Source organism: Labrenzia sp. CP4 (genome assembly GCF_001579905.1).
GTDB lineage: Bacteria > Pseudomonadota > Alphaproteobacteria > Rhizobiales > Stappiaceae > Roseibium > Roseibium algicola.
Genome location: NZ_CP011927.1, coordinates 891,222 through 906,905 on the forward strand (window position 1 = coordinate 891,222; position 15,684 = coordinate 906,905).

General features: G+C 59.0%; 14 protein-coding genes. 9 read left to right on the forward strand and 5 right to left on the reverse strand.

The window, feature by feature from the left end; all coding sequences use genetic code 11:
• The first annotated feature begins 26 nt into the window (after positions 1 to 26).
• From ACP90_RS04225 to ACP90_RS04240, 4 genes are all read left to right on the forward strand, one after another.
• Positions 27 to 932: a DMT family transporter gene (locus ACP90_RS04225; protein ID WP_023003659.1), complete on the forward strand. Its 906-nt coding sequence runs from the start codon at positions 27 to 29 to the stop codon at positions 930 to 932.
• Between the two features lie 130 nt (positions 933 to 1,062).
• A complete protein-coding gene (locus tag ACP90_RS04230; protein WP_062486959.1) occupies positions 1,063 to 1,707 on the forward strand; it encodes a L,D-transpeptidase family protein in 645 nt (214 codons plus the stop codon).
• Between the two features lie 104 nt (positions 1,708 to 1,811).
• Positions 1,812 to 2,348 carry an OmpA family protein gene (locus ACP90_RS04235; protein WP_286145735.1) on the forward strand — a complete coding sequence of 179 codons (537 nt, stop codon included), beginning with the start codon at positions 1,812 to 1,814 and terminating at the stop codon, positions 2,346 to 2,348.
• 115 nt (positions 2,349 to 2,463) lie between these two features.
• Positions 2,464 to 3,555 (forward strand): LacI family DNA-binding transcriptional regulator, encoded by a 1,092-nt coding sequence (locus tag ACP90_RS04240; protein ID WP_055661151.1) that lies wholly within the window; start codon positions 2,464 to 2,466, stop codon positions 3,553 to 3,555.
• Between the two features lie 225 nt (positions 3,556 to 3,780).
• On the opposite strand, the gene ACP90_RS04245 is transcribed toward ACP90_RS04240, so the two are convergent.
• From ACP90_RS04245 to ACP90_RS04260, 4 genes are all read right to left on the reverse strand, one after another.
• Positions 3,781 to 5,409, reverse strand: coding sequence for a BCCT family transporter (locus ACP90_RS04245; protein ID WP_055661152.1), 1,629 nt, complete (start codon positions 5,407 to 5,409; stop codon positions 3,781 to 3,783).
• Positions 5,410 to 5,438: 29 nt separating this feature from the next.
• Entirely contained in the window at positions 5,439 to 5,879 is a 441-nt protein-coding gene (locus tag ACP90_RS04250) for a universal stress protein (RefSeq protein WP_208993452.1), read from the reverse strand.
• Positions 5,880 to 6,153: 274 nt separating this feature from the next.
• Positions 6,154 to 8,325: a diguanylate cyclase gene (locus ACP90_RS04255; RefSeq protein ID WP_062491345.1), complete on the reverse strand. Its 2,172-nt coding sequence runs from the start codon at positions 8,323 to 8,325 to the stop codon at positions 6,154 to 6,156.
• 151 nt (positions 8,326 to 8,476) lie between these two features.
• Entirely contained in the window at positions 8,477 to 9,658 is a 1,182-nt protein-coding gene (locus ACP90_RS04260; protein ID WP_062491347.1) for a pyridoxal phosphate-dependent aminotransferase, read from the reverse strand.
• 230 nt (positions 9,659 to 9,888) lie between these two features.
• Here ACP90_RS04260 and ACP90_RS04265 point away from each other — a divergent pair, with 230 nt between their 5' ends.
• From ACP90_RS04265 to ACP90_RS04285, 5 genes are all read left to right on the forward strand, one after another.
• Positions 9,889 to 10,983 (forward strand): GTP-binding protein, encoded by a 1,095-nt coding sequence (locus ACP90_RS04265; RefSeq protein ID WP_062491349.1) that lies wholly within the window; start codon positions 9,889 to 9,891, stop codon positions 10,981 to 10,983.
• A 12-nt stretch (positions 10,984 to 10,995) separates the two neighbouring features.
• The gene (locus tag ACP90_RS04270; protein ID WP_062486963.1) at positions 10,996 to 11,973 is read left to right on the forward strand and encodes a WD40 repeat domain-containing protein; all 978 of its coding nucleotides are present in this window, start codon (positions 10,996 to 10,998) and stop codon (positions 11,971 to 11,973) included.
• Between the two features lie 36 nt (positions 11,974 to 12,009).
• Complete coding sequence (locus tag ACP90_RS04275) at positions 12,010 to 12,510, forward strand: DUF2937 family protein (RefSeq protein ID WP_062486964.1); 501 nt, start codon at positions 12,010 to 12,012, stop codon at positions 12,508 to 12,510.
• Positions 12,511 to 12,608: 98 nt separating this feature from the next.
• Positions 12,609 to 13,508 (forward strand): LysR family transcriptional regulator, encoded by a 900-nt coding sequence (locus ACP90_RS04280; protein WP_062486966.1) that lies wholly within the window; start codon positions 12,609 to 12,611, stop codon positions 13,506 to 13,508.
• A 196-nt stretch (positions 13,509 to 13,704) separates the two neighbouring features.
• A complete protein-coding gene (locus ACP90_RS04285; protein WP_062486969.1) occupies positions 13,705 to 14,244 on the forward strand; it encodes a TetR/AcrR family transcriptional regulator in 540 nt (179 codons plus the stop codon).
• Between the two features lie 133 nt (positions 14,245 to 14,377).
• Here the strand turns inward: ACP90_RS04285 and ACP90_RS04290 are convergent, their stop codons facing one another.
• A complete protein-coding gene (locus ACP90_RS04290) occupies positions 14,378 to 15,451 on the reverse strand; it encodes a Glu/Leu/Phe/Val dehydrogenase dimerization domain-containing protein (RefSeq protein WP_062486971.1) in 1,074 nt (357 codons plus the stop codon).
• Positions 15,452 to 15,684: the final 233 nt, after the last annotated feature.

The window sequence follows — 15,684 nt, forward strand, 5'->3', positions numbered from 1 at the left end:
TGATCGTTTGAAAAGGGCCGCCGCCGATGGCGCATGACAGTCAGCACCGTTCGACCGGCAATGCCGCCGCTGCCACGGCGCCGCTCGCCGGGATCGGTCTCATCGTGCTGGCTTGCCTCAGTTTTTCCGTTCTGGATGCAACGGCCAAATACATGTCGGCCAGCCTGCCGACGCTGCAGATCGTCTGGATGCGGTTCGTCAGTCATGTGATCCTCTCCCTGGTCCTGTTCCAGGTCTGGAAGAAACCTTCGCTCCTGAAGACCAACCGGCCGGTCCTGCAGATCGTGCGGTCGTTCTGTCTGCTCGGCACCACCATTTTCAACTTTCTGGCGGTTCGTTACCTGCAGCTGGCTGAAACCATGTCGATCATGTTCGCCGCGCCATTCGTCATCACCGCCCTTGCCGGGCCGCTGCTGGGTGAATGGGCCGGATTACGCCGCTGGATTGCGATCATTGTCGGCTTCATCGGGGTACTGGTGGTCACCCGGCCAGGACTTGGTGGCATGCACTGGGCGGCGATCTATTCGGTTGCGGCCATGTCCTTTTACGCGGTCTATGCGCTTCTGACACGCCAGCTCACGGCAACGGACAGTTCTGCCGGAATGCTGATCATTTCAGGTATTGTCGCAGCCATTGCCATGGCGCCGGCTGGTATCTCGGTCTGGGTCACGCCTCCGGACCTGTGGACATGGGTTCTGCTGTTCGCGACCGGCGCTTTTGGTGCGGGTGGGCATTTCCTGTTCATCATGGCGCACAGGATCGCGCCTGCACCGGTGCTGGCGCCCTTCATCTATACGCAGATTGTCTGGATGATCGCGCTTGGCTTCCTGATCTTCGACGACGTGCCCACGTATACGACCATTCTCGGAGCGGCCATCGTCGTCGCGTCAGGCCTCTACATCCTCTACCGGGAACGCGTGAAGGGGATCTGATCAAGGCTGCATCTGCCCGTACGCTGGCCTTAGGCGGTTGACGGGATTGGATAGTTCCCGTCTTAATACCCGCCGGGGTTAAAACAACCGCCGGTCAGGAAGGATCGCCAGCCTTTAAGGGAGGTGTGGGATGGAGCTGAACCGCCGCAGGTTCTTGACAGGGGCAGCAGCCACGGCAGGCTCATTGGCCTTGCCGCAGATGGCGCACGCCAATGCAGCTGCAAACGCTTATTTCAGTGGCTATCAGGAAGATAGCGGGTTTCAATACAGACGAACCAACTTCAAGAAGATCGATCCCGTCTGGCATCGGCAGATGGTGAAGTATTTCAGTGACGAGCCACCCGGCACCGTGGTGGTCGATACCAACAATCACTTCCTGTACTGGGTATGGGAAAACAACACCGCGCTTCGTTATGGCGTTGGCGTTGGGCGTGAAGGCTTCCAGTGGTTCGGCCGCGCCAGGATTGACCGCAAGGCCCTGTGGCCGCGGTGGGTGCCGCCACCGGAGATGCTGAAGCGGCAGCCGGATCTGCCAAGAATGGTCGAAGGCGGAGCTGCCAACAATCCACTCGGGCCACGGGCCTTGTATCTCTATCGGGATGGAAGCGACCTCGGGTACAGGCTGCACGGCACGCTGGAGCCCTGGAGCATCGGCCATGATGTGTCGAGTGGCTGCGTGCGCATGTTCCCGGAAGACATTGTCGACCTTTACCAGCGCTGCCCGAAGGGAACCGGCGTTCTGGTGCTGGAGCATCTTGGAGAGAAAGCGGGCTGAGCCCGTTCATCCGGAGCAATTTGCAATCGACCGGCGGAGCTGCAGTCGAAGGGGCTGAGGGCTGCCGGGCGAGGGGGAAACTTAAAGAGGATTTGGGGGCTTCCTTGGAAAATACATTTGGCCAGATCGGCCGGGGCGCAGTCTTTGCGCTCATGATCGGATTTGGAGTCGCCGGCTGCAACAGCGCCGGTGGATTGTCGTCACCCGACGTGACCAACGCACCGGCAGCCGGTTTCGGAAATATTTCGTCGGGTTCGGAAGAAGAATTCATCATCAATGTCGGTCGCCGGGTCTATTTCGACCAAGGCTCGGCTGTGGTCACCGATGAGGCCCGCATCACAATCGAAAATCAGGCCAAGTGGCTGAAGTCGAACAAGAAGTGGCTGGTCAAGATCCAGGGGCACGCCGACGATCCGGGCAGCGAGGCTGCGCAGAAGACATTGTCGACCCAACGGGCGAACGCGGTCATGGCCGAACTGGTCAAGCTGGGGGTCAACCCAAAGCGCATGTGGGTGAAGGGGTATGGCGTGGAGCGTCCGGTAACGGATTGCGACAAGGTCACCTGTCAGTCTCAGAACCGCAGGGTTGTCGTCAATCTACGTGAGGAATTCGACGATTCCGCTCCCGCTGGACGGCGCTGATCTTTGTGAGGGGCTTCGATCCCAAACTTCGGAAAAACAGAAAAACCTGTTTACCCAGAGGGGAGAGGGCTATAACGGTCTCTCCCAACGCCGCTGCGGTTATTGAGAAATAGGAATGTCTGAAGACAACGGTTCCCCTCCCTCCCAGCCGGAATTTCCGCAAAAGCCTGGTAAAAGGCTCACTCTTGGGCACATTGCCGACCAGCTCGGTATTTCCACGGCAACCGTGTCGCTGGCGCTTCGGGACAGTCCGCTTGTTGCCGAGGAAACCAGGGCGAAGGTCAAGCAGACCGCGGAGGAGATCGGATATATCTACAACCGGTCGGCGGCTTCTCTCAGAACCGCCCGCAGCCAGATTGTGGGCGTTGCCGTTCATGACATCCTGAACCCTTACTTCGCCGAAGTCTTTTCTGCGCTCGAGGATGTTCTGGAAGAGCAGGGGCAGATGATCTTCATCTGCAACCACCGTGACGACGTCAAACGCCAGCGTGCGTTCGTCAACACGCTGCTGCAGCACCGCGCGGACGGATTGATCCTGTGTCCTTCGGTCGGAACCTCGGCCGAAGAGATCAACAGGCTGGTGGACCAGGGGATACCCGTGACGCTGGTGGCGCGCGAAGTTCCGGGGGTCTGGGCACCGTGCGTACGCGGTGACGATCTTGCCGGCACCTATCAGATCACCAAGCACCTGATCAAGCAGGGGCACAAGGACATCGCCATGGTTGGCGGTCGCCGTGGCAGCTCGACCGGCCGCTACCGCAATGCCGGCTGGCGCAAGGCGCTGGAAGAAGCGGGGATCGATCCCGCAAGCCAGCTTGACCTGCCGGAGCTGATGACCCAGGCCGATGGCCGGGCCGCAGTGCCGAAGATCCTGGAAGCCGAACATCGCCCCACAGCCATCGTCGGCTTCAACGATCTCGTCGCCCTTGGAATGATGACCACGTTCCGGCGAGCGGGGATCGAGCCGGGGCCGGACATGGCGATTACCGGTTACGACGATATCGACGGCGCCGATGCGCGTACGCCCGCGCTCACCACGGTGTCAGCCCAGCCGGACAAGATCGGACGGTTGGCAGCACTGACCCTGCTGCGCCAGATCGCGGGTGACCGCGTGCCCAATACGCCCATCGTGATCGAACCCGATGTGCGGATCCGTGAAAGCTCGCCGCCTCCCGGCGTGCGACTGGCCCCCAAGCTGGCCGACTAGACAAGTCGGCTGGCGGTTGCTGCCTGCTTTTAAGAGGCCGTCGGATCATCCGGTCGACCCTCGCCCCGCGCGCGTCTGGAACAATCCAAAATATTTTGAGGCGGCAGCTCCCTGATTTCGGCTCGCGCTTCGCCTCACCGCGATGACTGCAACGTGGCTCGTCATGTTCGGATGCAAAAACGGGCGGCCAGAGCCGCCCGTTCCAGGTGTTCCTGCTGTTTCAGGTCAGCGCGGTTCGTCCGCCAGTCCCTTGAAGATGGCGTAGCAGGCCAGCAACAGCACGATCGTGAAGGGGAACCCGGTCGAGACCGCCATTGCCTGCAGGGCTCCCAGACCTCCGCCAAGCAGAAGCGCGATGGCGACCAGACCTTCGAAGGTGCACCAGAACACGCGCTGCGGCACCGGCGCATCGACCTTGCCGCCTGCCGTGATCGTGTCGATCACCAGCGAGCCGGAGTCCGAGGAGGTGACGAAGAACACGATGACCAGAATGATGGCGATGAACGAGGTGATCGATGCCATCGGCAGATCGGCGAGCATGCCGAACAGCGACAGTTCAGGGCTGTAGCTCGCGATCACGTATTCATGCACCTGGCTGTCGTTGCTGGCCAGGACCTGTTCGATGGCGGTGCCGCCGAACGCAGTCATCCAGATTACGGACACGATGGTCGGAATGATCAGGACGCAGACGATGAACTCCCGAACAGTGCGGCCACGGCTGACGCGTGCAATGAACATGCCGACAAACGGCGACCAGGAAATCCACCAGGCCCAGTAGAACGATGTCCAACCCTGGCGGAAGCTGTCGTCCTCGCGGCCGAACGGCATCGACAGCGGTACGATTTCCCTACCGTAGGCAATAATGTTGGAGAAGAAGTCGGAGACCAGCGTTGCGGTCGGACCAGCGGCAATCACGAACACCAGCAGCAGAGCCGCAATCAGCATGTTGATTTCCGACAGAACTTTCACGCCGCCGTCGAGACCACGCAGAACCGAGACAAGCGCAACGCCGGTGATGCCGATGATCAACACGACCTGTGCCGTGGTGCTGACAGGAATGCCGAAGACAAAATCGAGACCTGCATTTGCCTGCTGGGCGCCAAAGCCAAGTGAGGTCGCGAGACCGAAAAGGGTCGCGAACACGGCCAGGATATCGATGACATGGCCCGGCCAGCCCCAGGTGCGCTCACCGAAAATCGGATAGAACACCGAGCGCATGGTCAGCGGCAGACCCTTGTTGAAGGAGAAGATCGCAAGAGCGAGTGCAACCACGGCGTAGATCGCCCAGGGGTGCAGGCCCCAGTGGAAGATGGTTGCGGCCATGCCCATGGCCTTCGCGGCCGCGACATTTTCCGGAATGATATTGCCGTCGGCGTCGAAGGGCTTTGGCACACCGATCGGCTCGGAAAAGGCCATGTGATAGACCGGTTCCAGAACGCCGAAGAACATCAGGCCAATGCCCATGCCGGCGGCGAACAGCATGGCGAACCAGCCGAAGTAGGTATAGTCGGGCTCGGCGTCCTTGCCACCGATGCGGACGTTGCCGAGGGGGGTGACGATCAGCGCCAGGCAGACGAGGACGAAGACGTTGCCGGAGATGATGAAGAACCAGTCGAGGTTCGATGTCAGCCACTTGCGCAGGTGATCGAACATCGGGCCGACTTCGGTCTGAAAGGCAAGGGTCAGAAAGACGAAGGCAACGATGGTCAGGCCAGAGACCAGGAAAACCGGATTGTGGATGTCGAGGCTGAAAGGGCCGACAGAAGTTTCGATGTTGTCCTGGCCAATCTCGTATTCGGTGTCGATGAGATTGGCGGCGCCTTCCGGATCCGGAATGCCTTGATTGTCGCTCATGGGAGCGCTCCTTTTGTTCGGGAAACGGGTTATCTCACGAGGAAGACGGAAACATCTGCATGGCTCGCGACGCGACCACCGTTCGACGGCCAGAAGTGATCCGGTACGTGCGGGATGTGCGTTGCCATGACCACGAGATCCGCGCCGGTATCGTGAACAGCCTTCAGAATCGCGTTTTCCAGGTCGACAGCCGGATCGTGAGAGAAAACGGCATGACCGGAAGCGGTGATCCCGTGTTTCTGCCCTTCTGCTGCAGCGTAGGCAGCCAGCTTTTCCCGAAACTCGTCCGGAGTGTGGGCAAGGGCGCTTGGGGTGTTTGAAGTTACCGCCGCAAATACCACGGGAATACTATTGGTTTTTGCTATATAAGCACCCGTTGCGATGGCTTTTTCAAGTTTATCCGCATGACTGAGGTCAATCGGAACTAGTATTTTTGTGAACAAATGTCCCTCCAAGATCTGTTCAGGCAAGAATATACAAGATTCAAGCCGTAGAGGTCCTTGCGCGGAGGGTCCGCTTCAGTATTGCATTCTAGTGTAATGTCGTCTTGTCCCGCTCCGCTACGATTACACTACTGTTGCATATACGGAGGGCGGCGTCAAAAGAACGGCAAGAATACGTCCCGATGCGACATATTGGCGCGTTGGGTTCGAATTAGCGCGCAATTTTGCGCGGGAAGCCGGGAAAACGCTACGGCATCGCGTGTCGAACGTGGCCGCGAGCAGGCCAGACGGTCTGGGCCGGTCAGAGGGCCGGAGCGTGTTCCGGATACGAACTCTTGTGGGCAACGCATTTGTTGCGGCCCGTCGCCTTTGCCTCATAAAGCGCCGTGTCGGCCTTTTGCATGAGGGTCGAAAACTCCAGATCTTCGCGGGCGACGGTGGCAAGGCCCATGCTGCAGGTGACGGTCTGTTTGACGATGTCGAGCTGGCATTCCTCGATAATCTTCACCCGCAGGCGTTCACACACCAGCATGGCATCTTCGATTTCGGCGTTGTGGAGGATCATGCAGAACTCTTCGCCGCCGACCCGGCCGAAGATGTCGACAGCACGCAGGGCGCTGCTGACGGTATCGGAAAATTTTTTCAAAACCTCGTCGCCGGTGGCATGGCCGTACAGATCGTTGATCTGCTTGAACTTGTCGATGTCCATCATCACAGCCGTGAAGGGGCGTTTGGTGCGGCGGAAGCGTTGCACTTCTGTATTGGCCCGTTCCAGGAAAGCGCGGCGGTTCAGGATCTGGGTCAGGTCGTCGATGCTGGCGACCCGCTCCAGGTTGATCTTGGCGTTCATCAGGGCCTGGTGATCGCGCTGGCGGGCGATCTCATGTCCGACCCAGTCCGCGAACTGACGCACGATCTGAAGATCCGACGGGGAAAATGCCCTTTTGCGCACGTCCGGGGCGGTGAAGTTGATTGTCCCATGAACTTCACCATCCACGAGAATCGGGGCGCCGATGTACGTCTCCAACTTGAAGATCTCGTGGCAGGGATGCCTGGCGAACTCCGAGCTCGCGGCATTTGCGGTCGCGATCGGCTCTTCGGACTTCAGCGTCAACAGACAATAGGTGTCCTGCAACGGGAACGAAGTGCCCGGAACGAGTTCTCCTTCCGGGCTCTGGGCGTGCGTGATCGTGTAGTGGTCGTCAATCACGTGACTGATAATGCCGAAGGGAACCTCGAAATGTTCGGTCCCCAGACGCAGGATTTCGGCAATCTTGTCTTCGTGGCCGAGCTCGCGGGTCGAGGTGATGGCATAAAGTTCGGCCAACGTACGTTCCGTTTTCTTCCGGTCGGTTATATCGGATATCAGAACCACGATAGCTTCAACGGCACCATCATCGCCGAAGCGCGGGTTACAGCTCATCAGGCATTCGCGCAAAATGCCGTCGGGAAAATGGAAGCTGACTTCCGATGAAACCTTCTCACCGCTCATCGCTTCCTCGAAGATCGTGCGAACGGCTTCGCGTTCCTTCCAGGGCAAGCGGTCACGAAGCCGGGTGCCGATGAGAGTTTCCGGTTTTTCGTTGAACCAGTCACACGCGGTCTTGTTGATGAAGACGCATCTGCCCTCCAGATCGACCTCGGTGACGCTGGCGACAATGTTGTCGGCCATGAGCGAAAGGTTCTTGTAAGCGTTTTCCGCCTTGGCCTGAGCGTGTTTGAGTTCCGTGATGTCGAACCGGATGCCGGCGATGCCGCCGGCGCGGGTGCGGGTTTCCGAAATGCGCAGCCAGCGGCCGTCACTGAGGTTTTGCTCCAGGATCGAGCCATCGCCGGCCTGATGCCGATCGAGGCGCTCCGCCAACCATTCGTCGTCCGTCTTGCCGCCCGTCTCGTATTGCTTGCGGTTTAGGCCGAACCGCAGGATGTCCTCGAAACGATTGCCGGGGAACATGGCCGGTGCCGAATGGGCATAGATCTCGCGATAATTGTCGTTGCAGATAACCAGCCGGTCATCCTTGTCGTAGAGTGCGAAGCCTTCCGAAATCGCGTCCAGAGCATCTTCAAGCGTCAAGGCGATGTCGCTCAGTTTGCTTTCCAGCGCCTTTCGTTCCGCCTGATCCCGCGCGATAAACAGGATGCCGGTCAATGTGTGATCTGTATCGAACAGCGGTGCGCTGACAACCTCGACGGATACGGTCGACCCGTCTTCGAGCGCCAGATCTATTGAATAGGCCTTGCGGTTCCGGTGATCCGTTGGCGATTGGTAGAGTTCCGCCATCTGGGCAAACTGGTTCGGATCGGCGAAGAACCGTTTCGTTGTCGTGCCGACGACCTTTTCGCGATCCACCTTCAGCAGTTTGGACATAGCCTTGTTTACGAAAACGATGGTGCGTTCGGGGTTGGTCACGAGGACACATTCGTTCAAATCGCCGAACGTCTGTTCAAGATCCAAAGTGATGTTCTTGGTCATTTCCGTCCCCATTGTCCGACCTTTGTGCGGGCCGCGGTGTCATTCAAGACAATAAAAGTTTAATAAAAGGGATACGTAACGGAAGACTCCTTGAAGAAAATACGCATGTTAACCTTGGTCAGGTCTAGCGATCAGTATTTATGCCAAGTGCTCAGTTCTTGCGGTTTTCGTTCAGGAATTTTTCTATCCGTCCCAGGGCATCGCGTATGTTGTCTGTGGAATTCGCGTAAGACAATCTGATGTAGCCTTCGCCCAATACACCAAAGTCGGGGCCGCCGATGGTCGCAACGCCGGTTTCTTCCAAGAGGGCGGATGCAAGTGCCTTGGCCTTCCAGCCGGTCTGCTTGATATTCGGAAAGGCATAAAAGGCACCAAGCGGAACGCGGCAGGAAATGCCCTCGATGGCGTTCAGGCCGTCAACGGTCACCTTTCGCCGGCCGTCGAATTCCCGAACCATGTCCGCCACTGCGGTTTGCGGTCCGGTAAGGGCTGCAAGAGCGCCGAACTGGGCGGGGGCGTTGACACAGGACCACGCGTTGACCGCGAGCTTGCGCGCCTTGTCGATCAGGCCTTCAGGCCAGAGGGAAAAACCCATCCGCCAGCCGGTCATGGCATAGGTCTTCGACCAGCCGTCGAGCAGGATGAGCCTGTCGCGCAGCGACGGGAACCCCAGCAGGGAGACGTGCTCCATGCCGTCATAGGTCATCTGCGAATAGATTTCGTCGGACATGACGGCTACATCAGGGAAGCGTTCCAGGCCGGCGACGAGCTTTTCTATTTCATCGCGGGGGGTGACGCCGCCGGTGGGGTTGGCCGGCGAATTCAGGATCAGCAGACGGGTCTTGTCGGTGATCAGCGACAGCGTCTCTTCGGCAGAAAAGGCAAAGTCGTTTTCCTCGCGGATCGGAACCGGCACGGGCCGGGCGCCAGTGAACTCGATCATCGAGCGGTAGATCGGGAAGCCCGGATCGGGATAGAGAATTTCACTTCCCGGTTCGCCGAACATCAAGATGGCCATGAACATGGTGACCTTGCCACCGGGAACGATCAGAACGTTGCCCGGGTCAGTCTCCACTCCGTGACGTTTCAGAAGGTCGGCGGAGACTGCTTCGCGCAACGGGGCAATGCCGGTTGCGGGCGTGTAACCGTGCTGACCGTCGCGCAGGGCCTTGATGGCCGCTTCAACGATGTGATCCGGCGTTTTGAAGTCCGGCTGACCGATGCCCAGGTTGATGATGTCGCGGCCTTGTGCGGCAAGGTCCGTTGCCCGCGCCAGCACGGCGAATGCGTTTTCCTCGCCAATCCGGTCAAATCCGCCAATCGTGTGCAGCATTTTGGTCTCCATGCCTTTGCGCGCTTCCTCGAGCCGACGTTAATGCGGTGGACAAGGATTTGAAAAGGCTGAAGAACGGTCAAAGCGTTCGGGCGAGTGTCCACAGGTATGCCGGGAAAAGGGAAATTTCCGTACCGCCCTCCCAATACGGCGGTGAAATGCTTATATTCGCGCCCAAGCGGCCCGCCGACCGGCGGGCGACCCTTTATCTTCTGCCAGGAAAGCGCGCAATGACTGCGACCCAGGACAGCCAGGCACAGATCCCCGTTACAGTGTTGACGGGGTATCTGGGCGCCGGCAAGACCACACTTCTCAACCGGATCCTGACCGAAAACCACGGTCAGCGTTATGCGGTCATCGTCAACGAGTTCGGCGAAGTCGGTATCGATAACGATCTGCTCGTGGAATCCGACGAAGAAATCTTCGAAATGAACAACGGCTGCATCTGCTGCACCGTGCGCGGTGACCTGATCCGCACTGTGCAGAACCTGATGAAGCGCAAGAATGCCTTTGACGCGATCATCGTCGAAACCACCGGCGTTGCCGATCCGGCTCCGGTCGCACAGACTTTCTTCATGGACGACGATGTGCGTGCCGCCGCGAAACTCGACGCGGTTGTGGCCGTTGTCGATGCCCGCCACGTGCTGCAGCGTCTGGAAGACACCGAAGAGGCCGAAGACCAGATCGCCTTTGCCGACGTCATCCTGATCAACAAGACCGATCTCGTCTCGGGCGAAGAGCTTGCCACTGTCGAGGCGCGTATCCGTTCGATCAATCCGTATGCCGTGCTCCACCGGAGCGAGCGTTGCGGCATCGAGATCGCCAAGGTGCTGGATCGGGGGGCGTTCGATCTCGACAGGATCCTGTCGCTCGATCCGCATTTCCTCGAGCATGGTCATCACGCCGACGAATGCGGTCCGGACTGCGACCATGACCACCACCATCACGGCCACGACCATCATCATGACCATGGACACGATCATGGACATGGACATGGGCATCACCATCATCACCACCATGAGGATCCCCATTCGGTCAAGAGCATTTCCCTGAAGGCAGGCGACCTTGATCCCAACATGTTCTTTCCCTGGATCAACCAGGTCACGCAGGTTCAAGGCCCAAACATTCTGCGCCTGAAGGGCATCATTGCCTTCAAGGGGGATCCGCAGCGCTATGTCATCCAGGGGGTGCACATGATCGTGGAAGGCGATCATCAGCGCGACTGGAAAGAGGATGAGCCGCGAGAAAGCCGCCTGGTCTTCATCGGACGCGATCTCAACTGGGATGTCCTGAGAGACAGTTTCCAGGCCTGCGCCGCGCAATAAGGAAGAAGAGACTTGCCGACAGTTGCTCCCGTGGAGGTGGACGGCTTCGTCGTCCGCGCCGGCTATCTGAAAGACACGGCCTTTTTTGCGTCCGGAGAAGGCGACATCGTCCTGTCCGGGCAGGGTGAAACGAAACTGAAGCCGCACAAGGCCGGGCTTCTGGCTGCCGAGCCGACAATCGACGGCAAGGGGCTGATCACATCGGGTGACGACGGCTGCATCTTCCTGAGTGCGGTGGACGGATCGAGCGAATGCGTTGCTGAACGGCCGCGCAAGTGGATCGACCTGATCGCTGTCGGACCGTCCGGTGCGCTTGCCTTTGCCAGCGGCCGCACCGCCTGGGTGCGGTTCGCGGACGGGCGCGAAAAGGAATTCGCGCATGAACGGGCCGTCGGCGGTCTTGCCTTCGCGCCCAAGGGCATGCGGCTGGCGGTCGGGCGCTACGACGGAGCGACGCTCTGGTGGGCCGGCACGGACGGCGCACCGGTCGAGCTCAGCTGGAATGGCGCGCATCTGGGCGTGAGCTTTTCGCCTGACGGCAAGTATGTTGTTACCGCCATGCAGGAAAACGCATTGCACGGCTGGCGCCTGTCGGACAGCCAGGACATGCGCATGACCGGCTACCCGGCCAAGGTCAAGTCGTTCAGCTGGTCGGTCAAGGGGCGATATCTGGCGACCTCCGGTGCCAATGCCGCGATCCTCTGGCCGTTCTTCGGCAAAACCGGGCCGATGGGGCAGACACCGCTGCAGTTGGGCACAAGGGGGGACAACCTGGTCAGCGCCGTTGCCTGCCACCCGAAGGAGGATGTCGTTGCTGTCGGCTATCAGGACGGCATGATCCTGATGTGCCGGTTCGAAGACAATGCCGAGGTACTGCTGCGGCGCCCGGGCCTGGGGCCGGTGTCTACAATGGCTTGGGATGCCGATGGAGTTCGGCTGGTCTTCGGAACGGAAACCGCGGAAGCCGGGATCATCAGTCTGCAGGACTGACGGTCCGTAACCTGGAAGGGGAGATCCTGACACGCGATGGCACGTATCATGATGCTGATTTTCATGTTGCTGAGTGGAACCGCGACGTCCCAGTTGCCGGAGTTCACGCAGCAATATCGCCAGCGACTTGGTGGGGCCATCGACGCTCTGGAGGAAATTCTGGCCGATTTCAATCGTGACGCCGCGCGTTACGGGCTGACGTCGGCAGAAGCCATAGCGCGTCAGAAATCTTCGGAAGATCCCTTTATCAGAGCGCGGGGCGACAGCATGCTGAACGCCGAAATCCGCTTGAGCAGGCTGAAACTGCAGCGGGAAGAGCTTGAAACGGCCGGGCCGCTGGATCGCATGATCATCTTTGCGCGCGGCTTCGACCCGAGCCTGGCGCAGGCAACGGCCGAAGACTACGAACCGGCCGTTCCGGTAACGCCGGCCGGCTTTGCCAGTGCAGGTGTCGGTGCGCTTGGCGGGCTTCTTGTGATGCGCCTGCTGATCGGCGCCGCGCGCCTTGGACGCCGCACCAGACCTGCCCGTCCCTAAACGCCCCGCAAGGCCGGCCTTTGGCGAAGCCTTTGACCGGCCGCCGGAAAATACGATAAGCAGGGTTTCTGGAATGGCCCCAACGGGAAGGATGCCGGATGGACGCAATCACGCGGATGCGCTGCTTCATTCAAGTTGTCGATTCAAACGGATTTTCCGCAGCGGCCCGTGAAATGGGGCGGTCCAAGGCGCTGGTCTCGAAATATGTCGGCGAGCTGGAAGACGAACTTGGTGTGCGCCTGTTGAACCGGACCACCCGTCAGGTGTCGCTCACCGAAGTCGGCGAAGCCTATTACAAGGAAGCCGCCGAAATCCTGCAGCGAATCGATGATCTGCAAGCCTCGGTTCAGTCCTCGCACCAGGAAGTCCGTGGGCGTTTGCGTGTTTCGGCTCCCCGTTCGATGGGCGACGACCTGCTGAATCAAGCCATGATGCATTTTCTGGTGAAGTATCCGGAAATCAATCTGGACCTCAGGCTGGAAGACCGCTTCGTCGATCTCGTGGAAGAGGGTTTCGATCTTGCGGTCCGGGTCACCCAGCTGGAAGATTCCAGCCTGATCGCCCGCAAGATTGCTCCCTTTCGCACCGTGGTGTGTGCCACGCCTGAAACGATCGAGACCTATGGGGCGCCGAATGTGCCCGCCGATCTTTCCACACGGCCTTGCATCATCGATACGAACTACCGCTACAAGCAGAACTGGGCCTTCTACACGAATGGAGAACGTTCGTCGGTGGCTGTGAAGGGCCCGCTGGAAGTCAACAGCGCTGCCGCGGCGCGCGAAGCGGCGTTATGCAACCTCGGTTTTCTTCGAACTCCCCTGTTTTTTGTGTCCAAAGATATTCGCGACGGCAAACTGGTCACGCTGCTGGAGGACTTTGAAGAGCCGATGCGCGGTATTCATGCAGTTTATCCGCATCGCCGGCACCTGAGTGCCAAGGTGCGCGCCTTTGTTGATTTTCTGGTCGAGTGGTATTCGTCAGGTCAAAATGACTGCTGATTTTTTTTAGCTGGTTCAGCTATTTCTCATTCCTTTGAGAATACATTTCCGGAGTTTATTCTCCGGTTCGTTTTTCTTGTTTGTGTAACTGTAATCTGGAAATTTCTATCTAAGGTTATTTAAGGGAAATTACTTACAATAAGTTTCGGTGAAGGTTTTCCTTGAAAAGCCGATGTATAAATCCCAAGGTTTACTCATGGAAAACGCGCAGGAACATATTGCCGCTCGCCTGGAAGAGGTTTTCTGGAGCCGGGGGTTCGCCGAACCGAGCGTTCCCGAGCTCAGGGCCGGTGCAGGTGTCAGCATGCGCACGCTTTACCGTCATTTTCCCTCGCGCGAGGCGATGGTGCTGGGCGCCCTTGAATACCGGCATCGGCGCTATCTCTCCTATGTTCGCGAAGGTGTGACGTTGCCCGGGCTTGAGGCCGCCGTTCAGCTTTTTGACAAGCTGGGAGGCTGGATGCGCATGACGGCGGGCAAGGAGTGCCTGTTTCGCCAGGCGCTTGCAGCAAATCCCGGCAGCACCGAAATAGCGGCGATGGTCAAGCGCCACAAAGGCGAGCTTCTGCGTTTCTTCGGCGAATTGAGCGGGCAGGAAAGCTTCGCCTCGCGTCTTTACCTCCTGCATGAAGGCGTCACCGCCTGTTATGCGGAAATGGGGGAAAGAGCCGTTGAGGACGCGAAGAACCTCGTGAGGCAGATGTTCAAGGCAGCCAACGAAAGCCAGTTTTCCTGACCTGAGCATTAAATCAGGCGCACTGTTGCAGTGCTTTCTTCTGCCGACCGTATGCAGGCTCGGAAACCGGAAACAGGCAAAGCAAAAAACGGCGGCTCAAGGCCGCCGTTTCCGTCTTTCGTGAAAGTTTTAATCAGGCAGACTTCGCTTTTGCCAGACGCTCTTCCGCCATTGTGTCGGCCACGCGTTCCGGGGTGCTGCTTTCGCGGGCGGCCCGCTCGAAAATCGTTGCCAGCGTTTCGCCGATGGCGATCGTCTTTTCACGCACCAGCTTGTCGCCGCTGTCCGCTGTTGCCAGGGCAATGGAGATCACGCCGCCGGCATTGATCGCGTAGTCGGGAGCGTAGAGGATGCCGCGTTTCTTCAAGGCCTCGCCGTCCGCCGGCGTCTGCAGCTGGTTGTTGGCGGCCCCTGCAACGATCTTCGCCTGGATTTGCGGAACGGTGCGAGCATTGAGGCCTGCCCCGAGCGCGCAGGGAACGAAGATATCCGCCTCCACCATATGAGCTTCGGCCGGATCAACCGCTGTGGCTCCGAACGCATCGATGGCACGCAGTACAGCCGGTGCATGAATGTCGGAAACAATGAGCCTTGCACCGGCTTCGTAAAGCTGGCGGGCAACGTCATGTCCCACGTGGCCCAGCCCCTGCACGGAGACAGTCTTTCCGGAAAGGTCGCTGCTGCCATAGACAAATTTTGCGGACGCCTTGATACCTTCGAAGACACCGAGAGCCGTATAGGGCGACGGGTCGCCGAGGCCGGTTGCCTTGGTGCCGCGCACATGGGCGGTCTGGCGGGCAACGGCTTCCATATCGTCTGGCGACACGCCGACGTCTTCTGCGGTGATGTAGGTGCCGGACAGGCGCTCCACATGGCGACCGAACGCCTCCATCAGGGCTTCGGACTTGTCCTTGCGGGGGTCGGCAATGATGACGGCCTTGCCGCCGCCGAGATCAAGGCCTGCCAGAGAGTTCTTGTACGTCATGCCGCGGGACAGGCGCAGAGCATCCGTCAGCGCATCCGCCGGGTTCTCGTAAGGCCAGACGCGGCAGCCGCCAAGTGCCGGGCCGAGCGTGGTGTCGTGGACGGCGATGATTGCCTTCAGGCCGGTGGCCTTGTCCTGGACGAAAACGATGTCTTCGTGATCGCCCATCTCCGGATGATCGAAAACGGCACTGTGGTGAACTGATTTATGCAAGGCGTTCATGGCTGGCTCGGTGCAGTGGTTATTGTTGTGAATATTTTAGGCTGCATCCCGGGAATATTGTCTTTTTTCTCCTAATTTTGATCGTCGAATGAGTTGAAACATTCCTTATTTGATTGCCAAGTGCGAAAATTGTTTCTTGGGCGTTTTGCGCCGCGAAATTGTCGCGGTCATCTTCCTGCCGTCTTCTCTGGTCAAACAACGCACTGCGTGTCATGTAAACATATTACATCTGA